Here is a 24,166-nt window from a genome sequence, read left to right as displayed (position 1 = left end):
GTTCAAGTGGACTGCCACCGCCGATTCGATTCTTGAAAAGTTGCATAGACTTTGCTCACGTATCAGCGGGACAGCACACTAGGCTCGCGATTGATTTCTGAAAATTCAAAGTTCTTCATGTATCGATAACTTGTAGATATCAATTCAATGAGCACCACGCCCACCCCCCAACTGCTCAACCGACTGCGCATGCGCCAGGTGGCCTTGCTGCTGGCCATTGGTCAACACGGCACCCTGCGCGCGGCCGCCTCCCAGCTCGGCCTGACCCAACCCGCCGCCACCAAGATGCTGCAGGAGCTGGAGTCCGCCATGGGCCACGGGCTGTTCGACCGTGTTGGGCGGGGCCTGCAGTTCACGGCGGCCGGGCGCCGCGTGCTGGCCTATTTCGAAGGGCTGCAAGGCCATTTCGACGCCCTCACGCGTGAGCTGGGCGAGCTGGAGCAGGGTGGCGCCGGGCGCGTGTGCATCGGCAGCATCATGGCGGCGTCGCCGGCGGTGCTCACGCAGGCGTTGATCCGGCTGAAGGCGCTGTACCCGCTGCTGACCATCGAAATCACGGTGGACACCAGCGACCGCCTGACGGATGCCTTGCGCCGGGGTGACCTTGATCTGGTCATTGGCCGCGTGCCCGACGACCATGCCGACGCCTTCGGCTTCACGCCCATCGCCGAAGAGGCCTTGTCCATCGTCGCCTCGCCGCAGCACCCGCTGGCCCAACAGGCGCGTGTGGCCTGGGCCGAGCTGCTGCGTTTTCCGTGGATCTTGCAGCCCCACGGCAGCCCCATGCGCGAGGTGCTGGAGCAGGAGTTCAAGAGCCACCACAGCCGCCCACCGCGTGGCCTGATCGAGACCGCCTCCATCCTCACCACCACCAACCTCATCACCAGCTCCGACATGCTGGCGGTGATGCCCACCGAAGTGGCGCAGCGCTACGAGGCACATGGTTTGGTGGCGTGTCTGCGCTACACCGTTGGCCAGCGGCTCAGCGTGTACGGCGCCATCGTGGCACAGGGCCGGCCGCCCGCGGCAGCGGTGGCTCAGCTCATGGCCTTTCTGGGTGGTGGGGCCTGAGACACGTGGCTGCGCACCACATCAGGCCCCTCTAGAATCGCGCGAACCCTCCACGGCAGCCAACATTGAACCGCATCTCCATCGTCATCCCCTGCTTCAACGAAGCCCAGGCACTTGACCAACTGTTCGACCGCCTGGACCAGGCCTTGGCGGCGGTGGAGGGGGCCACGTTCGAAATCGTGTGTGTCAACGATGGCAGCCGCGACAACACGCTGACGCGCCTGCTGGAATGGCAGCAACTACGCAGCGATCTGGTGGTGGTGGACTTGAGCCGCAACTTTGGCAAGGAGTCGGCGTTGTCGGCCGGCATTGCGGCGGCCTCGGGCGATGCGGTGGTGCCCATGGACGCCGATTTGCAAGACCCGCCCGAACTGCTGGCACAACTGGTGGATTTGTGGCGCCAGGGTTTTGAGGTGGTGGTGGCGCGCCGCGCCGACCGGTCGTCCGACAGCTGGCTCAAGCGCGTCACCGCAGGTGCCTTCTACCGCGCGCACAACGCCATGTCCGACATCCAGATCCCCAACAACGTGGGCGATTTCCGGCTCATGGACCGCGCCGTGGTGGACGTGCTCAATGCTTTGCCTGAGAGCCGCCGTTTCATGAAAGGTTTGTTTGCCTGGGTGGGTTTTCGCACTGCGGCGGTGGACTACGTGCGCGAAAGCCGCGTGGCCGGCACCAGCAGCTTCAACGGCTGGCGGCTGTGGAACCTGGCGGTCGAAGGCATCACCGGCTTCTCCATCACGCCCCTGCGCATCTGGACCTACCTGGGGCTGGCGGTGGCCGCTGTGTCGCTGGCCTGGGGCACCTGGATTCTGGTCCGCACCCTGATCTTCGGTCAGGACATCCCAGGCTACGCCTCGCTGTTTGTGGCCGTCACCTTCCTCGGCGGTTTGCAGCTGATTGGCATCGGCATTGTGGGCGAGTACGTGGGGCGCACCTACATCGAGAGCAAACGCCGGCCGCCGTTTGTGGTGCGGCGGGTGTACCGCGCATCAGCCAGCACGGCCGACTGAGCATCCGCGCGGCGCGTCAGCTGCGACCGCGTGGCCGTTTGGCAGAGCTTGCAGGTTTGGCGGGCTTGGCGGGCTTGGCGGCCTTGGCACTGGCGGGGCGCTGCGCCAGATCTTCCAGCCACAACAAGCTGTCCAGCTGGGCCATGAAGCGTCGCAGGTAGTCGGGCGACAGTTCGCGCATCAGCGCCAGCGAGCGCAGCACCAGGGCATGGGAGTTGAGCGGCCCGGCGTTGTCGGGGCTGCGGCCTATGGCTTGTGCCACCTGGTCCTCGGCCGCAAAACGCGACCAGCTGGCACGGAATCGCCGCAGGCTGGGCAATTCGGTCGGGTCGATGGCCTCGCCGGCCAGGGCGGCGTCGCGCACATCGCGTTCGCGCCGTTGGCCCAGGGTGTCGTTCAGCGTGCGCAGCAGGGCCTGACCCTGGCTCTGGCTGTGAGTGGGCGACACCGGGCGTGCGGCCGCCATCTCGAGTTCACACGCTTGAACGGCCCGTTCCAGTGCGGCTTCCAGGTGGACCGACACCGCTGGCGGCAGCGTCGCCAGCCGCGCCTGCAATGACTGCGCGTGGTGCCAGCGCCAGGGCAGCCGCGCGGGCGCACCCGCCTCGCGCAAGCTTTGCAGCCGCTGGCCGATGGCGGTGGGGATGTCGTTCTGGGGGGCGCTCACGGCCGGGGTGTGGGGTGGGCTTTGGGCACCGGCGCCATTTCCACCCGGCGGTTGAGGGCACGCCCGGTTTCGTTGCTGTTGCTGGCCACGGGTTGCTCGGCACCGAAGGCGGCCGAAAACACCTGCGAGGACGGCATGCCTTCCTCGATCAGCGCGCGGGTGACGGTCAGCGCCCGCTGGGCCGAGAGTTCGAGGTTGTCGTTGAAACGGCGGTTGCCCTGCTGGATGCGCTGGTTGTCGGTGAAGCCGCTGACCATCAGCATTTCGTCGCGCTCGCTCAGGTACACCTTGAGCGGCGGCACCAGGCTTTGCAGCAACTGCCGGCCTTCGGGGCGCAGCTCGTCGGAGTTGACCGGGAACAACACGCTGCCGCTGATGCCGATGCGGCCGTTGGCCAGTGTGACCCGGCCCGATTGCAGCGGAATCGCCAGCGCCTTTTCCAGCGCCATGCGGCGCTGTTCTTCGACGCGGCGCTTCTGCACCTCGGATTCGAGGTTGGCCATCAGGTCCATCTGCACCACCAGCACGCCCACCAGAATCAACACAAAAGCGCCCAGCAAACCCGACATCAGGTCGCCAAACACCGCCCACACGGGCGCGGTTTGCTCGATGCCGTCGTCCACGCCATCGGCGTGGTGCTGGCCCATCATGCGGCGCTCCCTTCAGGCACGGCAGCGGTTTGTGCGCGCAGGCGGCGCATGTCTTCCACCAGGCCTTGTTGCGAGCTGATGCTGAGGTCGATCACCTCACGCGCCTGCGCCACGTAGTAGGCCAGTTGTTCGTCGCTGCGGGCCATGCTCTGCTGCAGCGTGCCTTCGATGCGTTGCAAGGTGTCCATGAGCTTGTCGTTGCTGGCGCTGAACTGCGCCACACTCTGGCCAAAGGCCTCGCCCAGGCTGGCCAGCTCCACCGCGCTGGCGTTCACGCGTGTGGCCACATCGGCCGCGTGTGTGGCTTGTGCACCCAAGGTGCTGGCCACCTGCTGCCCAGTGTCTGCCAGGGCGGCGGCGGCGTTGCCCACCAGGGATTCGATGGCCGCACGTTGCTCGGTGGTGGTTTGCTGCACGGCCAGCAGCAGCGTGCCCAGCTGCTGCACCAGGGCGTTGCGTTCTTCCAGCGCGGCGTTGTCGCGCTCGGACAAGCGGGTCATCTCGCCTCGCATCTGCGCAATCACCTCGGCCGCTGCCTGTGGCACTTCCGACGCGGTTTGTATCAGGCGGGTCATGGGGGTTTCCAGCGCCGCGCCCAGGGTGGCCAACTGGCGTGCCAGCGCGTCTTGCAGCTCGCCCAGGCGGGCCACGGCGGCGTCGCCACGTGCGGCCTCGTCCTGGCGCAGCGCCGCCAGTTCGGTGCGCCACAGGGCGGCCAGTTGTTGGGTGTGTTCGGCCTGCTGTTGTGCCCAGGCCGCTTCGGTTTCCATGCGGGCTTGCACCAAGGCGTCGGATTGGCTCAGGAGGCGGGTGATCTGCTCAGCCGTCTGGCTGCTGTGGTCGCGGTTGTGTGAGCCGATCTCTGCCGCCGTGCGGGCCAGGGCGTCGCACACGGCCTGCTGCTGCGCCAGCGTCTGGGTGCCAGCACGCTGCCATTCGGTGTGCAGGGTGTGGGCCACGGCCTGCAGTTGGTTCGTCCACAACCGCAGCCGTGCCTCTTCGGCTTCGGCTTGTGCTGCCAGCGCTTGTTTTTGTGTGGTGTTCAGGTGGTCCAGCAGGGCGGTGGATCGGGCTTCGATCTGCTGCGTGAAGCCGCCCAGGGTTTGGGTCAGGTCGGCGGACAGGGACTGGTGGCTGTGCTGTTGCGCTTCGAGGGCGCTGCGCCACCCGTCCGACACCCCGCGTGCGGTGGCGCTGAAGTCCTGCGCCAGGCGGTGCAACTGTGCCTGCGTGGCGTCCACCTGGCGCTGGTGGCTGGCCTGCGATTCGCGCGCGATCTCGGCCATGGTGGCCTCGACCACCGGACGGATGCTGTCGCCGGCGGCGCGTGCGCCTGCGGTCAGTGCTTCTTGCAGGCTGCTGCCCACGGTGCGCGCCAGCTCGGTGTAGGCCAAGCCCACCTCGCGGTGGAACTGGGCCTGCTGGCCCAGCAGTTGGTCGTTGAGTTGCTGGCTGCGGCGTTCCAGCCCGTCCATCATGGCCTGCAGGTGTTTGACCACCTCGGGCAGGGCTTGCGCCTGCTGCTGCAAGGCCTTGTGGGTTTCCTCGCGCTGATGCACCCGCGAGAAGGGGCGCAGCGCTTGCGCCATGTGGGCTTCGAGGCGGCGCGCCACCTCGGCGCGTTCGCGCCGCGCCATGACGGACATCAGCCCCAGCGCTGCCGATGCGGCCACACCGGCCACCGAGGTGCCGAAGGACAGGCCCAGCCCCTTGATGGGCGCGGCCAGTGCGGAGCGAATGGCTTGCAGGTCGGCCGAACCTTCGAGCGCGAACACGGCGCCTTTGAAGGTCAGGACCATGCCCACAAAGGTGCCCAACATGCCCAGCATCACCAGCAGGCCCCCCAGGTAGGGCGTAAGCGCCGGGCCGGGCAGGGCCAGGCGTTCGCCTTCGATGCGCGAGCGCACGGCCGCACGCAGGCCAGCGGGCACCTGGCCCAGCCAGGCGGCCATGTCGATGGGGGTGCTACCGAGTTGGGCCAACGCGGTGTCCAGCGACGTGGTGGTGTGGCGGTAGCCACGCAGTTCGTGGGCGCCCAGCAGGTAGGTGGCGGCGATCAGCACCGTCATCACCAGGGCCAGTGGGCTGTGGCCCACAAAGCCCAGGCCAATCCAGGCCACGGTCAACAGGCCGGCCCCGAAGGTGGCCCCAAAAGCGAATCGGTTCATTGTGTTGTCTGGGGGCTTGCGCCCCATGCTTCCATCATTCCGACGACCGGTTGCAGGCGCAGGTGCAGCTCTGCCAACACGATCGCCTCCCATTCCCGGCCAAACACCACCGGCCCGGCGCCTGTGGCGGCGCACAGTTGTTCAAATCGTTTCTCCAGCAGCATCGGCACTTGGCCCAGCAGCTTGTGTTCGCGCGCGGCCAGGGTTTGCTCCATCAGCGCGTCCAGCGCGGCCAGCGGCCGCAGGTGGGGCTGGCTGCGGGCCAGCACCTGCCGCACCTGGACGCGCAGCGGCCCGATCTTCAGGGCCATGTCGCGTTGCAGCTCCAGGTGGCGTTTGAAGAAACGGCTGTAGTCGGGCTCGGGCGCTTCGGGCGCGGGGGGGGGCGGTGGCGCCGGCACCCGCCGCAGCGTGGCCGCTGCGGCCTTGCGCGCCGTGGCCTCGGGCGGCGGCCGCTGCCCCGTGATCGCTGCCACCAGGGCCGCGCGGGTGCGCTGGAACTGGGCGACGGTGTCGCGTTGCGCGGCATCGGCCGCAGGGCCGCCGGGCGACGCCACTGGGGTGTCGGTGCCCACCGATTGGTGGATGCCATGTAGGGCCACGGCATCGAAGGCGTTGAGCCACAGGCTCAGGCGCTCGGCCAGGTCTTCACGGGGCGCACCCGTGCCCGCGCCGGTGGCTTGCGCCAACAGACGGACCAAGGTTGAACTGCTGAAGTTCGTGCGCGACAACATGCCTCCAAGGGGGTGGTGGCCCTGCGCCGACATGGCCAGGGCGGTGGCGCTGGAACAGCGCCGGGTCACCGCGATGTGCTATCAAAACCATCGAATTCATCAGATGAACCGGGTTCTGGCGGCGCGGCGACAACCCTCCATTAGAAACCATCCGGGCCAGCGCCTCGAAAGTGCCCCATCGGGGCAGGCTCAAGCGGTGGCCGGTGTGCCGTCGCCCAGGCGGCTGAAATAGGCGTCCACAGGCGGGCGGGGGCGTGGCTTGCGGGCCTCACGCACGTGGCCGATGTTGATGAAACACAGCGCGTCTTCATCGGCGTGGAGTGCGAACAGACCGCGCAGGGCGTCGGACACCAGGGCCTTGCCGCTGGTCAGGCCCGAGCCCAGGCCCATGGCAGCGGTGAGCAGCAGCATGTTCTGGATGGCGGCCCCGGCCGACAACACCCGTTCGTGCGCGGGCACCTCCGGGTCGCCACCCCGCACGCGGCACACCGCCAGCAGCAACCAGGGTGATCGGTGGGCTTTTTCGCGGGCCTGTTCCAGCTCCTCGGCGCTGGCGGCGGGGTCGCGTGCCAGCAGGGCGCTGGCAAACGCGCTGGCCAGGCGCTCGCGCTGGGTGTCGGGCACCTCGATGAAGCGCCAGGGCAGCAACTGGCCGTGGTCGGGCGCGGCGGCGGCGGCGGCCAGGATGGCGTTGCGCTGCGCGCCGTCCGGCCCGGGGCCACACAAACGTTTGGGCAGCGTGGTGCGGCGGCTGTGGATCAGCGTGTCGGCCCAGCTGGGGGCGTCGGGTGAGGGCACGGTAGATGGGGGCACGGCAATGGGGTTCATGTCATCCGGGGCGGCCGTCTTGGCGGGGGCGTCCCCACCAGTTGAGCAGCCGCCACGACCAGGGCAGCACCACCAGCGTCCACGCCAGGCCCGCGGCCACGGTGAGTATCACCGAGGTGCTGCCGCCTGCGGCAGCGGCCAGCCGCAGCAGGGTGGCCACCTGCAGCAGGCAGAACAGCCACCACACCAGGCCGTCGGCCACCAGTGGCCGGCCACCGTGCCCGCAAGATACTCGCGTGACCATGGCCAGCATCAGCGAGCCCAGAAAGCCCATGGTGCTGGCGTGCAGCGCCCCCAGGTAGAGCGCCTGTGCGCCGGTGAGTGCTGCCCACAGGTGGCTGAAGCCGTCGATCAGCAGGCCCAGGCCCAGCCACACAAAACCCAGGTGCAGCATGGCCAGCAGCTTGATGCGCAGGCTTTGCATCAGCCCCCACACCACGGCCAGCCACAGCAGCAGCAGGCCGCTGACCAGCATCCAGAAGCCGTGCGCCAGCGCCCAGGCGCCGTTGGTCCAGCCGGCCCATTCGGTCCACACCGACACGGTTTTCAGGGTCAGCGCCAGCAGCATCAGCGCCAACACCCAGTGGGGCCGCCACACGCTGACCAGGGGCAGCGCGCTGGCGGTGAAAAACGGGATCATGCGGTGGGCCACCACCACAAAGGTGCTGGCCACAAAGCCCCACAGGCCCGTGAGCAGGCAAGCCCGGGCGAGGTCGTGCCGTCCCCACCACACGGCACCCGCCAGACCCAGCAGTGCCGCCACGCCCAGGCAGGCCGCCAGCCACACCAGTGTGGCGTGCTGGCGGTCGGGCGCGGGGCTGCGCCACAGCAAGCGGCCAAACAAGGTGGCCGACCAGGCCAGCCCCAGCGTTGCCGTCAGCGCGCCGGCCACGGCCCAGGGCGTGCCGCCCAAGGCTGCCATCAGCCACAACAGCCAGCCCAGGCCTTGCAGCAACACGGCGGGGGCGATGTCGTGGGCCGATGGCGCCGCCATGCCCAGCCATTTGGGCCCCGCCGTGAACAGGAAGCCGGCAAAAAACAGGGGCATGAAGCCATAGACCATGAGCGTGCCGTGTTGCAGGCCGGGGTCGAACGCCTGTGGCCAGGCCCGTAGCACACCTGCGCGCGCCAGCCACACGCCCAACCACCACACGGCGCTGAGCACCAGCAGCACCGCCGCCGTGGAAAACGCCAGCCGGTGGGGTGCCCACCACAAATGGCCCAGGCGCCAGCCGCCATCAACGGCGGGTGGGCGGTGACCGGGTGGGGCGAGCGACACGGTGGCTTTCTGCATCAGGGACATGGCAGCTTCACTGTCGCGCAAGCCCGACTGCGCCGCCATCCTTCTTTGTGCCTTGTGCTGGCTGCCAGAGGTAGCACCCGGCGCGCGCCGCCATCGTCCGAAAGAACGATGGCGCCACACGCTGCAGCGGGATGGACAGCGCTTCGCCGATGCCTTGACAATGGGGGCGCATTCCCGCATCCCATTGCCCCGATCCGATCTTCCATGCGTTGGCGCCGCCAGCTTTCCACCAAATTCCTGGCCACCGGCGTGTTGCTGCTGGTGCTGGCGCTCGTCTCCATCGGCCTGACCATGTGGGTGACGCGTCAGCTGGACGGCGGCGCGGCGGCCGTCAACGAAGCCGGGCGCATGCGCATGCAGGCCTGGCGACTGGCCAGCTCGCTGCTGGCCGAGCAGCCTGAGCCCCAGGTGGCCGCGCGTGTGGCCGAATTCGAAGCCAGCCTGGCCTTGCTGCGCGACGGCGACCCCATGCGGCCGCTGTTTGTGCCCTGGAATGACACCTCGCGCCAGCAATTTGCGGCCCTGGTGGCGGCGTGGGAGCCGTTGCAACCGGCCTGGTCGGCCCGTTCACACCCCGACGCCGCCACCCTGGTGGCCCAGGTCGAGGCCTTTGTGCCCAAGGTCGATGACTTGGTGCGCACCATCGAAAACACCATGGCCCGGCTCACTGCCGTGCTCAATCTGTTCCAGTTTGTGATGATGGCGCTGGCGGTGGCCGCCGCCGTTTTGTCCATCTACATCGGCTACCTGTTTGTCATCCACCCGCTGCAGCGATTGCGCCAGGCCTTGCAGCGCGTGGAAGCGGGGGACTTTTCCACCCGCGTGGCGGTGGACGCACCCGACGAGTTTGGCGAACTGGCGGCCGGCTTCAACCACATGACGCAGACCCTGCAGTCGCTCTACCACGATCTGGAGGCGCAGGTGTTGGCCAAGACGCGCGACCTGGAGGCCAAACGCGCACGCTTGGCCACCTTGTACGAGGTCAGCACCTTCCTGGTCGAGTCCCACACGCTGGAAGAACTGGCCAAAGGTTTTGCGCAAAAAATGCGCGGGCTCAGCGGCGCCGATGCGGTGGCGGTGCGCTGGTCCGACGAAGCCACGCAGCGCTACCTGATGCTCGCCAGCGACTGCCTGCCCGAAGAACTGGCCACCGAGGAGCGTTGCCTGGAGGCGGGCCTGTGCGCCTGTGGCCAGCCACAGGCCACGGCCCGCACCCGCGTGATTCCCATCATTGCCGACGACGACCGCCTGCTGGGCAACTGCGTGAAGGCCGGCTACAGCGCGTTGATCAGCGTGCCCATCCGCCTGCAAAGCCGCATCCTGGGTGAGATCGATCTGTTCTACCGCCAAGAAACCAGCTTGCGAGACGAGGACCGCGCCCTGTACGACGCCCTGGCCGGTCACCTGGCCAACGCCATCGAAAACCTGCGCACCGAAGCGCTGGTGCGCGAAGCGGCGGTGAGCGAAGAACGCACCATGCTCGCGCGCGAGCTGCACGACTCCATCGCCCAGTCGCTGGCCTTTCTCAAAATCCAGATCAGCCTGCTGCGTTCGGCCGTGGCGCGCGGCGATGTGCAGGCTCAGCAGCCCATCATCGACGAACTGGACGCCGGCGTGCGCGAGAGCACCAACGACGTGCGCGAGCTGCTGGTGCACTTTCGCACCCGCACCAACAGCGACGACATCGAACAAGCCCTGCGCACCACGCTCAAGAAGTTTGAACACCAGAGCGGCTTGCGCACCCACCTGGAGCTGCACGGCCATGGCGTGTCGCTGCCCTCCGACGTGCAACTGCAGGTGCTGCATGTGGTGCAGGAAGCGCTGTCCAATGTGCGCAAACACGCTGGCGCCAGCGAGGTCACCCTCAAGGTGGACAAAGGCCCGCGCTGGCGCTTTGAAGTGCGCGACAACGGCCAGGGATTTGCCCCGCGCGCCGCCGCCGCGAGCGACACCCACGTGGGGCTTCACATCATGCGCGAACGCGCCGAACGCATCGGCGCGCAGGTGCATGTGGCCTCATCCCCCGGCGAAGGCACCGCCGTCCTGCTTGAACTGGCCCAGTGAGGGCCCATCAAAACGCATCTATGGATTCCGAACGCACCGGCCCCATCCGCCTGCTTGTGGTGGACGACCACCAACTCTTTCGCCGTGGCCTGGTGGCCCTGCTCGCACAAGACCGCCGCCTGAGCGTGGTCGGCGAGGCCGGCGACGCCAGCGCCGCGCAGTCGGCCGCTGAACGGCTGGCGCCCGACCTCATCCTGCTCGACAACCACCTGCCCGGCGTCTCAGGCATCCACGCCATCGCCGGCCTCAAACAGGCCGCACCCGGTGCGCGCATCGTCATGCTGACCGTGAGCGAAAACGTGGACGATCTCGCCGCCGGCCTGCGTGCCGGTGCCGACGGCTACCTGCTCAAGACCATCGACACCGAAGACCTGGCCGATTCCATCGAACGCATCTGGGAAGGTGACTCCGTCGTCAGCCCCGAGATGATGGGCAAGCTGGTGGGCCTGTTGCGTGAGGCACCGCCCGTGGTGGCTCCAACCGCCACCGTGTCCACTGTGCCAGTGGCCGGCGTGGCGCTCACGCGCCACACCCCCACGCTGGACAGCCGCGACCCCATCCACACCCTGTCACCACGCGAAACCGAAATCCTCAAACTCATTGCGCGTGGCGACAGCAACAAGCTCATCGCCCGCGCCCTCGACATCGCCGAAACCACCGTCAAGATCCACGTGCAGCACATCCTGCGCAAGCTGGACCTGGCCAACCGCGTGCACGCGGCGGTGTATGCGACGGAGCGGGGGATGGCGTAGGGCTGCGACCATCAGTTTGCGCCGTCCAGCCAGCGCTGCGCAGCCACCAGCTGACTGGCGAACCCTGGACTACGCTTTGGGGCGAAAAAGGGCGCAAAGTTTGTTGCCGTCGGGGTCGCGCACATAGGCGAGGTGCAGAACGCCCGTGGGGCCAGAGCGCGGGCCTGGCGGCTCCTCGATTGACGTGCCCCCATGGGCGACGGCAACGTCGTGAAACTCGCGGACCTGCTCCGGCGAGTTGCACTTGAAACCCACGGTGCCACCGTTGCCAACCGTGGCAGGTTGGCCATCGATGGGTTCGCTCACCCCAAAGGAAGCGCCCTCGTGCCTGTAAAACAGCCGGCGCTGACCGGTCTTGTTCGTGTTCTCGAAGCCCGGCCCCGCACCGAGAACATGCAAGACGGCGTCATAGAAACGTTTGGATTGCTCGATGTCGTTTGTGCCGAGCATGACATGACTGAACAAAGTGGGTCTCCTGTGTTGTGGGTATGGTCAACTGTAACTGTCGTGTGACGTCTCGACGCGCCAGAGCCCTGGCTTACTGCTTGCCTTTGGCACTCACTTGCGCGCAACCGCGAAGATTGGCTCGGCACTCTTTTCACGGTCCCAACCCCAGATGGTTACGGCCTCGACACTCAAGGAATCATCTTCCGACAGGTGATGGCGAGCGAGAACTATGAGTTCGAACGGAGTCTTTGCATCTGGTGCATTTTGCAGTCGCTTCGAGATCTCGAGCGCCAGCTCACTGGGAAGCCAAAGAGTTGCCTCTAGCGAAAGGCGATTCAACAGCGTGCGCTGCTCTCGTTCGATTGTTTCTCCGTATGGGGTCTTCATGTACTCCGCAAGTAGCTGCGCAACGATTGCTACCTTTTCTTTTCTGTTTAGGCTCCGCTGGAAGAGCTCAAACTGTGTCTTGTACTGCTGATTGATCGAGCCTCTAACACGCGCCTCAATCCATGTTCGGCCCAGAAAGGCGATCAATGAGAGACCGAAGGCAGCCCCAAAGAAGGAACTCAAGAAATCTTGAATCACGAGGTACTCTCCATGGCTGAGTCCTAACTAGAAAAAGACGACAAACCACTGCGAGTCGTCGGTCGGATAAAACGATGCAAGTTCCCAGACATGCTCGTCGCAGTGCTTGGCACATCGCGCACAGGCAAACCTAAAAAAATCCGGACGATCTGTGAACGGATGCGCAGGCAGTTGGCGGCATCCAGCGGGGTGCTGACCCCGTGTGGGTGTGATTCGACTTGTTGGCCTGCATCGCCGCTTTTACGGCACCCTTTCGCACGCGTTTTTATCACGTGCAGCTGGCTGGCAAGCGTACACAGCGGGCGGAGCGGTTTGGCTGTTGCCAGTGCCTCACTCGACCGCGCCAATCCCCCGACGCACCCGCATCGCCGTCCCCACGCGCGTGATGTCCGCATCACTCAACAACCGCGCCGCCATGGGCAGTAACTCGGTGTCTTCTTTTTCGATGTGGGCCGCGTAGGCGGCCACGAAGGCTTGCACGTCTGATGGCGGCAGGGCCACGGGTTCGCCTTTGGCAATGCGCGCCAACACCTTGCGCAGTGCGGCCCAGCGCTGCTCCAGCACCCGGTGTTCCGCCCGCAGGCCATCGGTGAGTGCCCGCAGGCACACGGCGTCGGACCCGGCCATGGCTTCGAGCAGGGTGGGGAAGAGGTCTTCCTCCTCGTCGGCGTGGTGGTCGCGCGCGGCGGTGTCGAAGTACCGCATCACGGCGGTGGCAGCTTGCTGGGCGGCGGTGTCGCTGCCGTGGGTGGGCAGGTGGGCGGCCAGCCGGCCCAGGGTTTCGCACTGTTTGTGTACGCGGCCGTGGCAGGCGGCCAGCATTTCCAGCGGGGCTTCGGTGCTGGCGCCGGGGCTGTGAAAGCCGGGGAAGGCGTGGGTGCTCATGCGCCCATGGTAGGCCGAGATGGGCGCGCCCGCGCCGGGGTAGTGCTTTGGGAGTAGGTGGGCGCAGCCACCATCCTTCTTCGCCAGGCTGATCGGAGGATGCCCAAAAAACAGGCAATCACGCACAGTGTGAAGAACTGTGAGGGGTTCGACATGTTTTTCCAGAATTTGCGTATCGGTGTCCGCCTGGCCTGGGGTTTTGGCCTGCTGATCGTGTTGTCTTTGTTGGCCATTGCCGTGGCCACGGTGCGGTTCACTCAGGTGGGTGAGGTCAACACCCGCATCATCGAATCGGACTGGCTGAAGGCCGAGGCGGCTAACACCATCAACGCCACCACACGGGCCAACGCGCGCCGCACCATGGAGTTGCTGATTGCGACCGACCCGGCGCAGCTGACGCAGGTGCGCGCCAGCATCGCCCATAACAAAAAGACCATTGACGACGCGCTGGTCACGCTGGAGCGGCTGATCTACCTGCCCGAAGGCAAGCAGTTGCTCAACGAGATCAAGACCGCACGCGTGCAGTACGTGGCCTCTTTTGGCAAGGTGGGGCAACTGGTGGAGGCGGGCGACCGCGAGGCCGCCACCCGGCTGATGTTGACCGAAACGCTGCCCGCGCTGGACCGCCTGCAAGGCCCGGTGGACCAGATGGCCACCTTGCAAAAGCGGCTGGTGACCCAGAGCAGCGCCGAATTGCAAGACAGCATTGCCGCATCGCGCTGGCTGTTGTTGGGGCTGGGTGTTGTGAGTGTGTTGCTGGCGGTGGGGTTTGCCGCCTGGGTCACGCGCAGCATCACCCGTCCCATGGGCGAGGCGGTGGCGATTGCCAGACGGGTGGCTGCGGGCGACCTGGACCTGCAAGTGGCGGCCCGCACCCGCGACGAGTGTGGGCAGCTGCTCACCGCCCTGGGCGACATGACGGAGAGCCTGACCCACATCGTGGGCCGTGTGCGCCTGGGCACCGACAGCATGGCCACGGCCACCAGCCAGATTGCGGCGGGCAACTTGGATTTGTCGTCGCGCACCGAGGAACAGGCGAGCGCGCTGGAGCAGACCTCCGCCTCGATGCAGGAAATTGCGGGCACGGTGAAGCAGAACTTCGAGAGCGGCCAACACGCCAACCGCCTGGCCGAGTCGGCGTCTGAGGTGGCGGTCAAGGGTGGCGCGGTGGTGGGCCAGGTGGTGCAGACCATGGAGGCCATCAACGCGTCGTCGCGCCGCATCGCCGACATCATTGGCGTGATCGACGGCATTGCCTTCCAGACCAACATCCTGGCGCTCAACGCCGCCGTGGAAGCGGCGCGTGCGGGCGAGCAGGGCAGGGGCTTTGCGGTGGTGGCCAGCGAGGTGCGCAACCTCGCGGGCCGCTCGGCCACGGCGGCCAAAGAGATCAAGGGGTTGATCACCGATTCGGTGAGCAACGTGACCGAAGGCTGCAAGCTGGTGGAGCAGGCCGGCAGCACCATGGACGAAATTGTGGTGCACGTGCGCCGTGTGGCCGACCTGATGCGCGAGATCACCGAAGCCAGCCAGGACCAAACCTCGGGCATCGAACAGATCAGCCAGGCCGTGGGCCAGATGGACCAGGTGACGCAGCAGAACGCGGCGTTGGTGGAGGAGTCCGCTGCGGCAGCCCAGTCGCTGGAGCACCAGGCCAAGCAGTTGCAGGACGCGGTCAGCGTGTTCCGCCTGCGCGGTGGGGCGGGGCATTCAACGATGCAGTCGCCTCTGCTGCTGTCTGCCGCTTGACCCCCGCACCGGAGCACGGCCATGGCTTATTTTGAATGGGCACCCGACATGGTGATCGATGGCGGTGCCATCGACGCCGACCACCAGCACCTGGTGCAACTGGTGAACGAACTGCACACCGCCACCACCGAGGGGCGGGGGCGCGAGGTGGTGGGCGACATCCTGGCCCAGCTGATCCGCTACACCGCCGACCACCTGCAGCGCGAAGAGGCGCAGATGGCCGCCGCGCACTTTCCCAACCTCGAAGGCCACCGCAAGGGGCACGCCGCGTTTGTGGCCAACCTCACGCGCCTGCAAGCGCGCTACGAAGACGGCCAGATCACCGTGGCGGCGCAGCTGTCCACCGTGCTGCGCGACTGGCTGTCGCTGCACATCCGCCGCTCCGACAAGGAGTTGCACGCCTTTCTGAAGAACCGCGTGCGTTGAGCGCGCAACCTACTCCTTTGGGAGTAGGTCGGCCCTCATCCCTCTGCCGCTGTACGCATCCACTGACAGAGGGATACCCCAAACCGGCGCCGCCCCGCACAGTGGGGGCAGCTTCAAGGAGTCCACTGTGACCAACGACATTCAACACAAACGCAAGGCCTGGTCGGTGCTGATCGTCAGCACCTGGTCCTTCACTGTCTGCTTCATGGTCTGGATGATGTTCGGCGTCATCGGCATCCCCATCAAGAAGATGCTGGACCTCAACGCCACCCAGTTCGGCCTGCTCACCGCCATGCCCGTGCTCACCGGTTCGCTGGTGCGTGTGCCGCTGGGCATCTGGACCGACCGCTACGGTGGCCGCATCGTCATGGCGGTGCTGATGGCCATCACCGTGCCCGCCATCTGGCTCATGGCCTACGCCAGCGAATACTGGCACTTCCTCACCATCGGCCTGTTTGTGGGCCTGGCCGGTGGCAGCTTTTCCGTTGGCACGCCTTACGTGGCGCGCTGGTTCCCCAAGAGCCAGCAAGGCATGGCCATGGGCGTGTATGGCGCGGGCAACTCCGGCTCGGCCGTCAACAAGTTCGTTGCCCCGGTCATCCTGGTGGCCTTTGGCTGGGCGGCTGTGCCGCAGGTGTACGCGGCCATCATGGCTGGCACCGTGCTGCTGTTCTGGCTGTTCAGCCACAGCGACCCCAGCCACCTGGTGGCCAGCAACGTCAAGTTCACCGACCAGCTCAAGGCCCTCAAAGACCCCAAGGTGCTCAAGTACTGCCAGTACTACAGCATCGTGTTCGGCGGCTACGTGGCGCTGGCGCTGTGGATGGTGCAGTACTACATCGGCGAGTACGGCCTGGACATCCGCGTGGCCGCCTTGCTGGCCGCCTGCTTCTCGTTGCCCGGCGGTGTGTTGCGCGCCATCGGCGGCGTGCTGAGCGACAAATACGGTGCCCACAGCGTCACCTGGTGGGTGATGTGGGTGAGCTGGATCTGCCTGTTCCTGCTGAGCTACCCACAGACCGATTTCACCATCACCACCATCAACGGCCCGCAGACCTTCCACATCGGTCTCAACGTCTACACCTTCACCGCGCTGATGTTTGTGCTGGGCGTGGCCTGGGCCTTTGGCAAGGCCAGCGTCTTCAAGTACATCGCCGACGACTACCCGCACAACATCGGCACCATCAGCGGCATCGTGGGCCTGGCCGGTGGCATGGGTGGCTTCATCCTGCCCATCCTCTTCGGCGCGCTGGTCGACCTGACCGGCATCCGCTCCAGCGCTTTCATGCTGATGTACGGCGTGGTCTGGGTCTCGCTGATCTGGATGTACTGGACCGAGGTGCGCAAGGCCCCGGTGATGGGCCCGGACGCCAAGCCGTTTTCTCTTCAGAACTGAGCCGCTTCAGCGGAACACACCATGAACACCCCCACCCCCGCCAGCATCGGCACCGGCGCCACCCTCGAGGACTGGCGCCCCGAAGACGACGCCTTCTGGGAAAGCACCGGCAAGCGCATCGCCTACCGCAACCTCTGGCTCTCGGTGCCCGCACTGCTCTGTGGCTTCGCCATCTGGGGCATGTGGGGCATCATCACCGTGCAGATGCTCAACCTGGGCTTCCCCTTCAGCCAGGCCGAGCTGTTCTCGCTCACGGCCATCGCGGGCCTGGCCGGCGCCACCATGCGCATCCCGGCGTCTTTCCTCATCCGCCTCTCGGGTGGGCGCAACACCATCTTCCTCACCACCGCCATGCTGCTGGCGCCCGCCGTGGGCACCGGCATTGTGCTGCAGCACAAGGACTGGCCGCTGTGGGCCTTCCAGCTCATGGCGCTGTGGTCGGGCGTGGGCGGCGGCAACTTTGCCTCCAGCATGTCCAACATCAGCACCTTCTTCCCCAAGCGGCTGCAGGGCACGGCGCTGGGGCTGAACGCGGGCCTGGGCAATTTCGGCGTCACCACCATGCAGATCGTGATTCCTCTGGTGATGACGATGCCGCTGCTGGGCGCCATGGGCGGTGAGTCGATGACGCTGGTGAAGGACAGCGGCTGGATCTTCGGCAAGATCGCCGCCGGCACGCCCACCTGGATTCAGAACGCGGGCTTTGCGTGGTTGCTGTCGCTGGTGCCGCTGTCCATCCTGTGCTGGTTTGGCATGAACAACCTCAAGACGGTCACGCCGGGTGTGGACAGCAGCCTGGGCAGCACCATCGCCGCCTTCATCAAGATCGTCTGGCTGTACACGCTGTCGTTTTTACCGGCCGGTGTGGGCCTGTACCTGTATCTGCCGGCACCCACCGGCCTGGGCCTGCTCAACATGTGGCTGGCCATGCCGCTCATCATCGTGAGCACGCTGATGGTGATGAAGCTCACCGCCTTCGGCACCATGAAGGACAACATCGCCAAGCAGTTCGCCATCTTCCGCAACAAGCACACCTGGTCGATGACGGCGCTCTACATCGTCACCTTCGGGTCCTTCATCGGCTTCTCGATGGCGCTGCCCCTGGCCATCACCGTCATCTTCGGCATCAGCCACGTGACCGATGCCAATGGCGTGATGCAGCACACGCTGAAGAACCCCAACGCGCCCTCGGCCCTGACCTACGCGTGGATGGGCCCTTTCATCGGCGCGGCGGTGAGGCCCATCGGTGGCTGGATCTCCGACAAGCTGGGCGGCTCCATCGTCACCCAGGTCATTTCGGCCGTGATGGTGGTGGGTTCGGTGGCGGTGGGCTACGTGATGATGCAGGCCTACGCTTCGGCGACGCCCGAGACCTACTTCCCCATGTTCCTGGGCCTGTTTCTGCTGCTGTTCTTTGCCAGCGGCATCGGCAACGGCTCCACCTTCCGCACCATCGGCGTCATCTTTGATCGCCAGCAGGCCGGCCCCGTGCTGGGCTGGACCTCGGCCATCGCGGCCTATGGCGCCTTCGTCGCGCCGGTGGTGATCGGCGCCCAGATCAAGGCTGGCACACCGCAGGTGGCCATGTATGGCTTTGCTGTCTTTTACGCGGTGTGCCTGGTGTTGAACTGGTGGTTCTACCTGCGTTCTGGTGCGGAGATCAAGAACCCATGAAGCCTTTTCGTTCCATGGTTGTCGCGGGACGCAGGGCGGTGTGGCATGCCGCTTCGTCCGTGTCCCCCGCCCACTGCGTGGGCTCCTCCTTTACCTACCGAAGCGGCATGCCACACCGCCCTGCGTCTGCCAACGTGGTGGGCGCGCCAAGGTCTGAAGTCATCGCGCGCCGACGTGCGTGCGGCCGAGGGCAGTGGGGTGAATGGTGCAGTGAGGTAAAGGAGGAGCCGGCGCAGCCGGCGGGGGACACGAACGGAACCGTTCACCCCGCTGCCCTCGGCCCCCACAAACGCCGGCACACCACAGCACCACAAAACACCGAACAACCCAAAGACATGCCCCTCGCAACATCCCCCAACCGGAGCACCCCATGAGCCACTTTCTGGACCGATTGACCCACTTCAACCTCCCCAAGGACAGCTTCGCGGGCGGCCACGGACAAGTCACCAACGAAGACCGCACCTGGGAAGACGCCTACCGCAACCGCTGGGCGCACGACAAGATTGTTCGCAGCACCCACGGCGTCAACTGCACCGGCTCCTGCAGCTGGAAGATTTACGTCAAAGGCGGCATCGTCACCTGGGAAACCCAGCAGACCGACTACCCCCGCACCCGCTGGGACATGCCCAACCACGAGCCACGCGGCTGCGCACGCGGCGCCAGCTACAGCTGGTACCTGTATTCCGCCAACCGCGTGAAATACCCCATGGTGCGCGGCCGCCTGCTCGAGCGCTGGCGCGCCGCCCTCAAAGTGGCCAAAACGCCGGTGGACGCCTGGGCGCTCATCGTGGAAGACGACGCCGCGCGCCGCGATTACCAGCAGGTGCGTGGCATGGGCGGCTTCGTGCGCTCCACCTGGGACGAGGTCAACCAGCTCATCGCCAGCGCCAACGTCTACACCATCAAAAAACACGGGCCCGACCGCATCATCGGCTTCTCGCCCATCCCGGCCATGAGCATGGTCAGCTACGCCGCCGGCAGCCGTTACCTCAGCCTGCTGGGCGGCGTGTGCATGAGCTTCTACGACTGGTACTGCGACCTGCCGCCGGCCAGCCCGCAGATCTGGGGCGAGCAGACCGACGTGCCCGAATCGGCCGACTGGTACAACAGCAGCTTCATCATCGCCTGGGGCTCCAACGTGCCGCAGACGCGCACGCCCGACGCCCATTTCTTCACCGAGGTGCGCTACAAGGGCACCAAGACGGTCGCCGTCACGCCCGACTACTCTGAGGTGGCCAAGCTGGCCGACCTCTGGATGCACCCCAAACAAGGCACCGACGCTGCGCTCGCCATGGCCATGGGCCACGTGGTGCTCAAGGAGTTCTACTTCCCCGAAGGCAAGCAGCGCAGCACCTACTTCGACGATTACGCACGCCGCTACACCGACCTGCCCATGCTGGTCATGCTCAAGGAGCACACCCTGCCCGATGGCCGCAAGACCATGGTGCCCGACCGCTACCTGCGCGCCAGCGACTTCAATGGCAAGCTGGGCCAGGACAACAACCCCGACTGGAAAACGGTGGCCTTCGACGCGCAAGGCAAGGCGGTGCTGCCCAACGGCTCCATCGGCTTCCGCTGGGGCGCGGAAGGCCGCGACGACGTGGGCAAGTGGAACCTGGAATCCAAGGAGGCGCGCGACAACGGCGATGTCAAGCTCAAGCTCTCGGTGCTGGAAGATGGCGCACAAGAGCACCAGGTGGTGGACGTGGGCTTTCCCTACTTTGGTGGCAACGTCACACCCCACTTTTCCGAGAACGCTGGCACCGGCGAAGTCAACCACGCCAAGGTGCCCGCCGTGCGCCTGCGCCTGGGCAAGGCCGGTGAAGAGCGTTACGCCATGGTGGCCACGGTGTTCGACCTGCAGGTGGCGCAGTACGGCATCGATCGGGGCCTGGGTTCCGGCGCCAAGAGTTTTGACGACAACGCCCCTTACACCCCGGCCTGGCAGGAGCAGATCACCGGCGTGCCACGCGATCAGGTCATCACCGTGGCGCGCCAGTTTGCCGACAACGCCGACAAGACCCACGGCAAGTCCATGGTCATCATCGGCGCGGCCATGAACCACTGGTACCACGCCGACATGAACTACCGCGGCGTCATCAACCTGCTGATGATGTGCGGCTGCATCGGCCAAAGCGGTGGTGGCTGGGCCCACTACGTGGGCCAGGAAAAGCTGCGCCCCCAAACCGGCTGGACCGCGCTGGCCTTTGCGCTGGATTGGATTCGTCCGCCGCGCCAGCAGAACAGCACCAGCTTCTTCTACGCCCACACCGACCAATGGCGCTACGAGAAGCTGGGCCTGGAGGAAATCGTTTCACCGCTGGCCGACAAAGCCGCCTTTGGCGGCAGCATGATCGACTACAACGTGCGCGCCGAACGCATGGGCTGGCTGCCCAGCGCACCCCAGCTCAAGACCAACCCCATGCAGGTGGTGCGCGATGCGTCCAGCGCTGGTTTGGACCCCAAGGACTACGTGGTCAAGGCGCTCAAGGACGGCACGCTGGAGATGAGCTGCGAAGACCCCGACGCACCGCAGAACTGGCCGCGCAACCTGTTTGTGTGGCGCTCCAACCTGCTGGGCTCCAGCGGCAAGGGCCACGAGTATTTCTGCAAACATTTGCTGGGCACCGAAAACGGCGTGCAGGGCAAAGACCTGGGCGACGACGATGCCAAACCGTCGGAAGTGAAGTGGCACAAGGACGCGCCGCAGGGCAAGCTGGACCTGCTGGTCACGCTGGACTTCCGCATGTCCACCACCTGCCTGTACTCCGACATCGTGCTGCCCACCGCCAGCTGGTACGAGAAAAACGACCTCAACACCAGCGACATGCACCCCTTCATCCACCCGCTGAGTGCGGCGGTGGACCCGGTGTGGCAATCGCGCTCTGATTGGGAGATCTACAAGGGTTTTGCCAAGACCTTCAGCGAGGTGTGTGTGGGCCACCTCGGCGTTGAGAAGGAAGTGGTGCTGACGCCGCTGATGCACGACAGCCCGGCCGAACTGGCCCAGCCTTTTGACGTGAAGGAATGGAAGAAGGGCCAGTGCGACCTGATCCCCGGCAAGACGGCACCGCAGATCACCGTGGTGGAACGCGACTACCCCAACCTTTACAAGCGCTTCACCGCGCTGGGCCCGCTGATGAACAAGGTGGGCAACGGCGGCAAGGGCATTGCGTGGAAAACCGAGGTCGAGGTCACGCAGCTGGGCCAGCTCAATGGCACCACCCTTGAGGAAGGCGTGACACAAGGCATGCCCAAGATCGTCACCGACATCGATGCCTGCGAAGTCATCTTGCAACTGGCGCCCGAGACCAACGGCCACGTGGCCGTGAAGGCCTGGGAGGCGCTGAGCAAACAGACGGGGCGCGACCACAAGCACCTGGCCCTGTACCGCGAGGACGAGAAGATCCGCTACCGCGACATCCAGGCGCAGCCGCGCAAGATCATCAGCTCGCCCACCTGGAGCGGCATCGAGAGCGAGACGGTGAGCTACAACGCCGGCTACACCAACGTGCACGAGCTGATCCCATGGCGCACCCTCACCGGGCGCCAGCAGTTCTACCAGGACCACCCCTGGATGATCGCTTTCGGCGAGGGCTTCAGCAGCTACCGCCCGCCGGTGGACCTCAAGACCACCGACGAGGTGCATGGCCGCAAGCCCAACGGGCAGACCGAGATCCTGCTGAACTTCATCACCCCGCACCAGAAGTGGGGCATCCACTCGACCTACAGCGACAACCTGCTGATGCTCACCCTCAACCGGGGCGGCACCGTGGTGTGGCTCAGCGAGGACGACGCCAAGAGCGCCGGTATCGAGGACAACGACTGGGTCGAGCTGTTCAACGTCAACGGCGCGGTGGCGGCGCGTGCGGTGGTGAGCCAGCGCGTCAACCCCGGCATGGTGATGATGTACCACTCGCAGGAAAAGATCATCAACACCCCGGGCAGCGAGATCACCGGCGTGCGCGGCGGCATCCACAACTCGGTCACCCGCATCGTGCTCAAGCCCACCCACATGATCGGTGGCTACGCGCAGCTGAGCTACGGCTTCAACTACTACGGAACCATTGGCACCAACCGCGACGAATTTGTGGTGGTGCGCAAGATGGCCAAGGTGGACTGGCTGGACACGCCACGCGACGACCACCTCGCCGCTGCCTACCAATCGCAGGGCGAGAACCCCTGAGCCACACCGAGTACAGCAAAGGAAACACACCATGAAAGTACGTGCTCAGATCGGCATGGTCCTGAACCTGGACAAGTGCATCGGCTGCCACACCTGCTCGGTCACCTGCAAGCAGGTCTGGACCAGCCGGCCCGGCGTGGAATACGCCTGGTTCAACAACGTCGAGACCAAACCCGGCATCGGTTACCCCAAGGACTGGGAAAACCAGGACAAGTGGAAGGGCGGATGGGAACGCAAGGCCGACGGCTCTATCGTCCCCATGCAAGGCGGCAAGTGGTCGCTGTTGATGAAGATCTTCGCCAACCCCAACCTGCCGCAGATCGACGACTACTACGAGCCCTTCACCTTCGATTACGACCACCTACAGTCGGCACCCGAGATGCAACACGCGCCCACCGCGCGGCCGCGTTCGCTGATCACCGGCAAGCGCATGGAGAAGATCGAGTGGGGCCCGAACTGGGAGGAAATCCTGGGCGGCGAATTCGCCAAGCGCAGCAAGGACCAGAACTTCGACGGCTTCGAGGCCGCGCAAAAGGCCATGGTGGGTGAGTTCGAGAACACCTTCATGATGTACCTGCCGCGTCTGTGCGAGCACTGCCTCAACCCGGCCTGTGTGGCGTCGTGTCCGTCGGGCTCGATCTACAAACGCGAGGAAGACGGCATCGTGCTGATCGACCAGGACAAGTGCCGTGGCTGGCGCATGTGCGTGAGCGGTTGCCCGTACAAGAAGATTTACTACAACTGGAAAAGTGGCAAGGCCGAGAAGTGCATCTTCTGCTATCCGCGCATCGAGGCCGGCCAGCCCACGGTGTGCTCTGAAACCTGCGTGGGCCGCATCCGTTACCTGGGCGTGCTGCTGTACGACGCCGACCGCATCGCAGAGGCCGCGAGCGTGCCCAACGAGAGCGATCTCTACCAGGCGCAGATCGACCTGTTCCTCGACCCGTTTGACCCCGAGGTGATCGCCCAGGCGCGCGCAGACGGCATTCCCGAAGGCTGGCTGGAGGCCGCGCGCAACAGCCCGGTCTACAAGATGGCGGTGGACTGGCAGGTGGCGTTGCCGCTGCATCCCGAGTACCGCACCCTGCCCATGGTCTGGTACGTGCCGCCGCTGTCGCCCATCACCGCTGCGGCCAACGCCGGGCAGGTGGGCATCAACGGTGAGATTCCGGACGTGAGCCAGTTGCGCATCCCGGTCAAGTACCTGGCCAACCTGCTCACCGCCGGCGAGACTCGTCCCGTCATCCACGCACTCGAACGCATGCTGGCCATGCGCGCCTACCAGCGCGGCAAACATGTGGACGGCGTCGTCAACACTGGCGTGCTCGACCAGGTCGGCCTGAGCCAGGCGCAGGTGGAAGACATGTACCGCACCATGGCGATTGCCAACTACGAAGACCGCTTCGTCATCCCGACCACACACCGCGAATACGCAGAGAACACCTTCAACGTGAAAGGCGGTTGTGGCTTCAGTTTTGGCAACGGTTGCTCCGAAGGCGAGACCGAAACCAGCCTGTTCGGCAGCGAGAAGAAGCGCACCATTCCCATCAAGGCAGGAGTCTGACCAT

The 24,166-nt window shown here is 65.7% G+C and carries 19 protein-coding genes; 10 read left to right on the top strand and 9 right to left on the bottom strand.

Annotated features, from left to right (window positions below; translation table 11 throughout):
• Positions 1-147 precede the first annotated feature (147 nt).
• Complete coding sequence (locus ACFQU0_RS14290; protein WP_382201901.1) at positions 148-1,071, top strand: LysR family transcriptional regulator; 924 nt, start codon at positions 148-150, stop codon at positions 1,069-1,071.
• Positions 1,072-1,136: 65 nt separating this feature from the next.
• Positions 1,137-2,084, top strand: coding sequence for a glycosyltransferase family 2 protein (locus ACFQU0_RS14285; RefSeq protein ID WP_382201899.1), 948 nt, complete (start codon positions 1,137-1,139; stop codon positions 2,082-2,084).
• A gap of 16 nt (positions 2,085-2,100) precedes the next feature.
• Here the strand turns inward: ACFQU0_RS14285 and ACFQU0_RS14280 are convergent, their stop codons facing one another.
• From ACFQU0_RS14280 to ACFQU0_RS14255, 6 genes are all read right to left on the bottom strand, one after another.
• On the bottom strand, positions 2,101-2,751 hold the full coding sequence (locus ACFQU0_RS14280) for a DUF2894 domain-containing protein (RefSeq protein ID WP_382201897.1): 651 nt from the start codon (positions 2,749-2,751) through the stop codon (positions 2,101-2,103).
• On the bottom strand, positions 2,748-3,401 hold the full coding sequence (locus ACFQU0_RS14275) for an OmpA family protein (protein WP_382201895.1): 654 nt from the start codon (positions 3,399-3,401) through the stop codon (positions 2,748-2,750). The genes ACFQU0_RS14280 and ACFQU0_RS14275 overlap by 4 nt, the downstream gene beginning before the upstream one ends.
• A complete protein-coding gene (locus tag ACFQU0_RS14270) occupies positions 3,398-5,569 on the bottom strand; it encodes a DUF802 domain-containing protein (protein WP_382201893.1) in 2,172 nt (723 codons plus the stop codon). Before ACFQU0_RS14270 ends, ACFQU0_RS14275 begins: the two co-directional genes overlap by 4 nt.
• Positions 5,566-6,372, bottom strand: a complete 807-nt coding sequence (locus tag ACFQU0_RS14265; RefSeq protein ID WP_382201891.1) for a DUF3348 family protein — start codon at positions 6,370-6,372, stop codon at positions 5,566-5,568. The genes ACFQU0_RS14270 and ACFQU0_RS14265 overlap by 4 nt, the downstream gene beginning before the upstream one ends.
• A 120-nt stretch (positions 6,373-6,492) precedes the next feature.
• Positions 6,493-7,131, bottom strand: coding sequence for a nitroreductase family protein (locus tag ACFQU0_RS14260; RefSeq protein WP_382201889.1), 639 nt, complete (start codon positions 7,129-7,131; stop codon positions 6,493-6,495).
• Between the two features lies 1 nt (position 7,132).
• The gene (locus tag ACFQU0_RS14255; protein WP_382201887.1) at positions 7,133-8,434 is read right to left on the bottom strand and encodes an NnrS family protein; all 1,302 of its coding nucleotides are present in this window, start codon (positions 8,432-8,434) and stop codon (positions 7,133-7,135) included.
• Positions 8,435-8,638: 204 nt separating this feature from the next.
• Here ACFQU0_RS14255 and ACFQU0_RS14250 point away from each other — a divergent pair, with 204 nt between their 5' ends.
• Together ACFQU0_RS14250 and ACFQU0_RS14245 are read left to right on the top strand one after the other, a co-directional pair.
• Positions 8,639-10,498, top strand: coding sequence for a type IV pili methyl-accepting chemotaxis transducer N-terminal domain-containing protein (locus ACFQU0_RS14250; RefSeq protein WP_382201885.1), 1,860 nt, complete (start codon positions 8,639-8,641; stop codon positions 10,496-10,498).
• Between the two features lie 20 nt (positions 10,499-10,518).
• Positions 10,519-11,250 carry a response regulator gene (locus tag ACFQU0_RS14245; RefSeq protein ID WP_382201883.1) on the top strand — a complete coding sequence of 244 codons (732 nt, stop codon included), beginning with the start codon at positions 10,519-10,521 and terminating at the stop codon, positions 11,248-11,250.
• Between the two features lie 69 nt (positions 11,251-11,319).
• Here the strand turns inward: ACFQU0_RS14245 and ACFQU0_RS14240 are convergent, their stop codons facing one another.
• The 3 genes from ACFQU0_RS14240 to ACFQU0_RS14230 all read right to left on the bottom strand — a co-directional run bounded on the left by ACFQU0_RS14240 (position 11,320) and on the right by ACFQU0_RS14230 (position 13,167).
• Positions 11,320-11,715: a VOC family protein gene (locus tag ACFQU0_RS14240; RefSeq protein WP_382201881.1), complete on the bottom strand. Its 396-nt coding sequence runs from the start codon at positions 11,713-11,715 to the stop codon at positions 11,320-11,322.
• A gap of 93 nt (positions 11,716-11,808) precedes the next feature.
• Complete coding sequence (locus ACFQU0_RS14235) at positions 11,809-12,282, bottom strand: hypothetical protein (RefSeq protein ID WP_382201879.1); 474 nt, start codon at positions 12,280-12,282, stop codon at positions 11,809-11,811.
• 330 nt (positions 12,283-12,612) lie between these two features.
• A complete protein-coding gene (locus tag ACFQU0_RS14230; RefSeq protein WP_382201878.1) occupies positions 12,613-13,167 on the bottom strand; it encodes a hemerythrin domain-containing protein in 555 nt (184 codons plus the stop codon).
• Between the two features lie 153 nt (positions 13,168-13,320).
• Between ACFQU0_RS14230 and ACFQU0_RS14225 the strand changes: the two genes are divergently transcribed.
• The 6 genes from ACFQU0_RS14225 (at position 13,321) to narH (ending at position 24,162) form a co-directional block, all read left to right on the top strand.
• The gene (locus ACFQU0_RS14225; RefSeq protein WP_382201876.1) at positions 13,321-14,916 is read left to right on the top strand and encodes a methyl-accepting chemotaxis protein; all 1,596 of its coding nucleotides are present in this window, start codon (positions 13,321-13,323) and stop codon (positions 14,914-14,916) included.
• 21 nt (positions 14,917-14,937) lie between these two features.
• Entirely contained in the window at positions 14,938-15,342 is a 405-nt protein-coding gene (locus ACFQU0_RS14220) for a bacteriohemerythrin (protein ID WP_382201874.1), read from the top strand.
• 127 nt (positions 15,343-15,469) lie between these two features.
• Positions 15,470-16,738 carry an MFS transporter gene (locus ACFQU0_RS14215; protein ID WP_382201872.1) on the top strand — a complete coding sequence of 423 codons (1,269 nt, stop codon included), beginning with the start codon at positions 15,470-15,472 and terminating at the stop codon, positions 16,736-16,738.
• Positions 16,739-16,759: 21 nt separating this feature from the next.
• Entirely contained in the window at positions 16,760-18,412 is a 1,653-nt protein-coding gene (locus tag ACFQU0_RS14210) for an MFS transporter (RefSeq protein WP_382201870.1), read from the top strand.
• 370 nt (positions 18,413-18,782) lie between these two features.
• A complete protein-coding gene (locus ACFQU0_RS14205) occupies positions 18,783-22,598 on the top strand; it encodes a nitrate reductase subunit alpha (protein ID WP_382201868.1) in 3,816 nt (1,271 codons plus the stop codon).
• Between the two features lie 31 nt (positions 22,599-22,629).
• Positions 22,630-24,162: a nitrate reductase subunit beta gene (gene narH / locus ACFQU0_RS14200; RefSeq protein WP_382201866.1), complete on the top strand. Its 1,533-nt coding sequence runs from the start codon at positions 22,630-22,632 to the stop codon at positions 24,160-24,162.
• Positions 24,163-24,166: the final 4 nt, after the last annotated feature.

The sequence above is a fragment of the Hydrogenophaga defluvii genome, from assembly GCF_042665235.1.
Lineage (GTDB): Bacteria > Pseudomonadota > Gammaproteobacteria > Burkholderiales > Burkholderiaceae_C > Hydrogenophaga > Hydrogenophaga defluvii_A.
The sequence above is the reverse complement of the archived record's forward strand: the minus strand, read 5'-3'. Positions and strand labels throughout refer to the sequence as shown.

Coding starts and splice junctions, on each gene's coding strand:
- ACFQU0_RS14290 (WP_382201901.1), top strand. CDS start 148: ATGAGCACCACGCCCACCCCCCAACTGCTCAACCGACTGCGCATGCGC.
- ACFQU0_RS14275 (WP_382201895.1), bottom strand. CDS start 3,401: ATGATGGGCCAGCACCACGCCGATGGCGTGGACGACGGCATCGAGCAA.
- ACFQU0_RS14270 (WP_382201893.1), bottom strand. CDS start 5,569: ATGAACCGATTCGCTTTTGGGGCCACCTTCGGGGCCGGCCTGTTGACC.
- ACFQU0_RS14260 (WP_382201889.1), bottom strand. CDS start 7,131: ATGAACCCCATTGCCGTGCCCCCATCTACCGTGCCCTCACCCGACGCC.
- ACFQU0_RS14255 (WP_382201887.1), bottom strand. CDS start 8,434: ATGTCCCTGATGCAGAAAGCCACCGTGTCGCTCGCCCCACCCGGTCAC.
- ACFQU0_RS14250 (WP_382201885.1), top strand. CDS start 8,639: ATGCGTTGGCGCCGCCAGCTTTCCACCAAATTCCTGGCCACCGGCGTG.
- ACFQU0_RS14245 (WP_382201883.1), top strand. CDS start 10,519: ATGGATTCCGAACGCACCGGCCCCATCCGCCTGCTTGTGGTGGACGAC.
- ACFQU0_RS14230 (WP_382201878.1), bottom strand. CDS start 13,167: ATGAGCACCCACGCCTTCCCCGGCTTTCACAGCCCCGGCGCCAGCACC.
- ACFQU0_RS14225 (WP_382201876.1), top strand. CDS start 13,321: ATGTTTTTCCAGAATTTGCGTATCGGTGTCCGCCTGGCCTGGGGTTTT.
- ACFQU0_RS14220 (WP_382201874.1), top strand. CDS start 14,938: ATGGCTTATTTTGAATGGGCACCCGACATGGTGATCGATGGCGGTGCC.
- ACFQU0_RS14210 (WP_382201870.1), top strand. CDS start 16,760: ATGAACACCCCCACCCCCGCCAGCATCGGCACCGGCGCCACCCTCGAG.
- ACFQU0_RS14205 (WP_382201868.1), top strand. CDS start 18,783: ATGAGCCACTTTCTGGACCGATTGACCCACTTCAACCTCCCCAAGGAC.
- narH (WP_382201866.1), top strand. CDS start 22,630: ATGAAAGTACGTGCTCAGATCGGCATGGTCCTGAACCTGGACAAGTGC.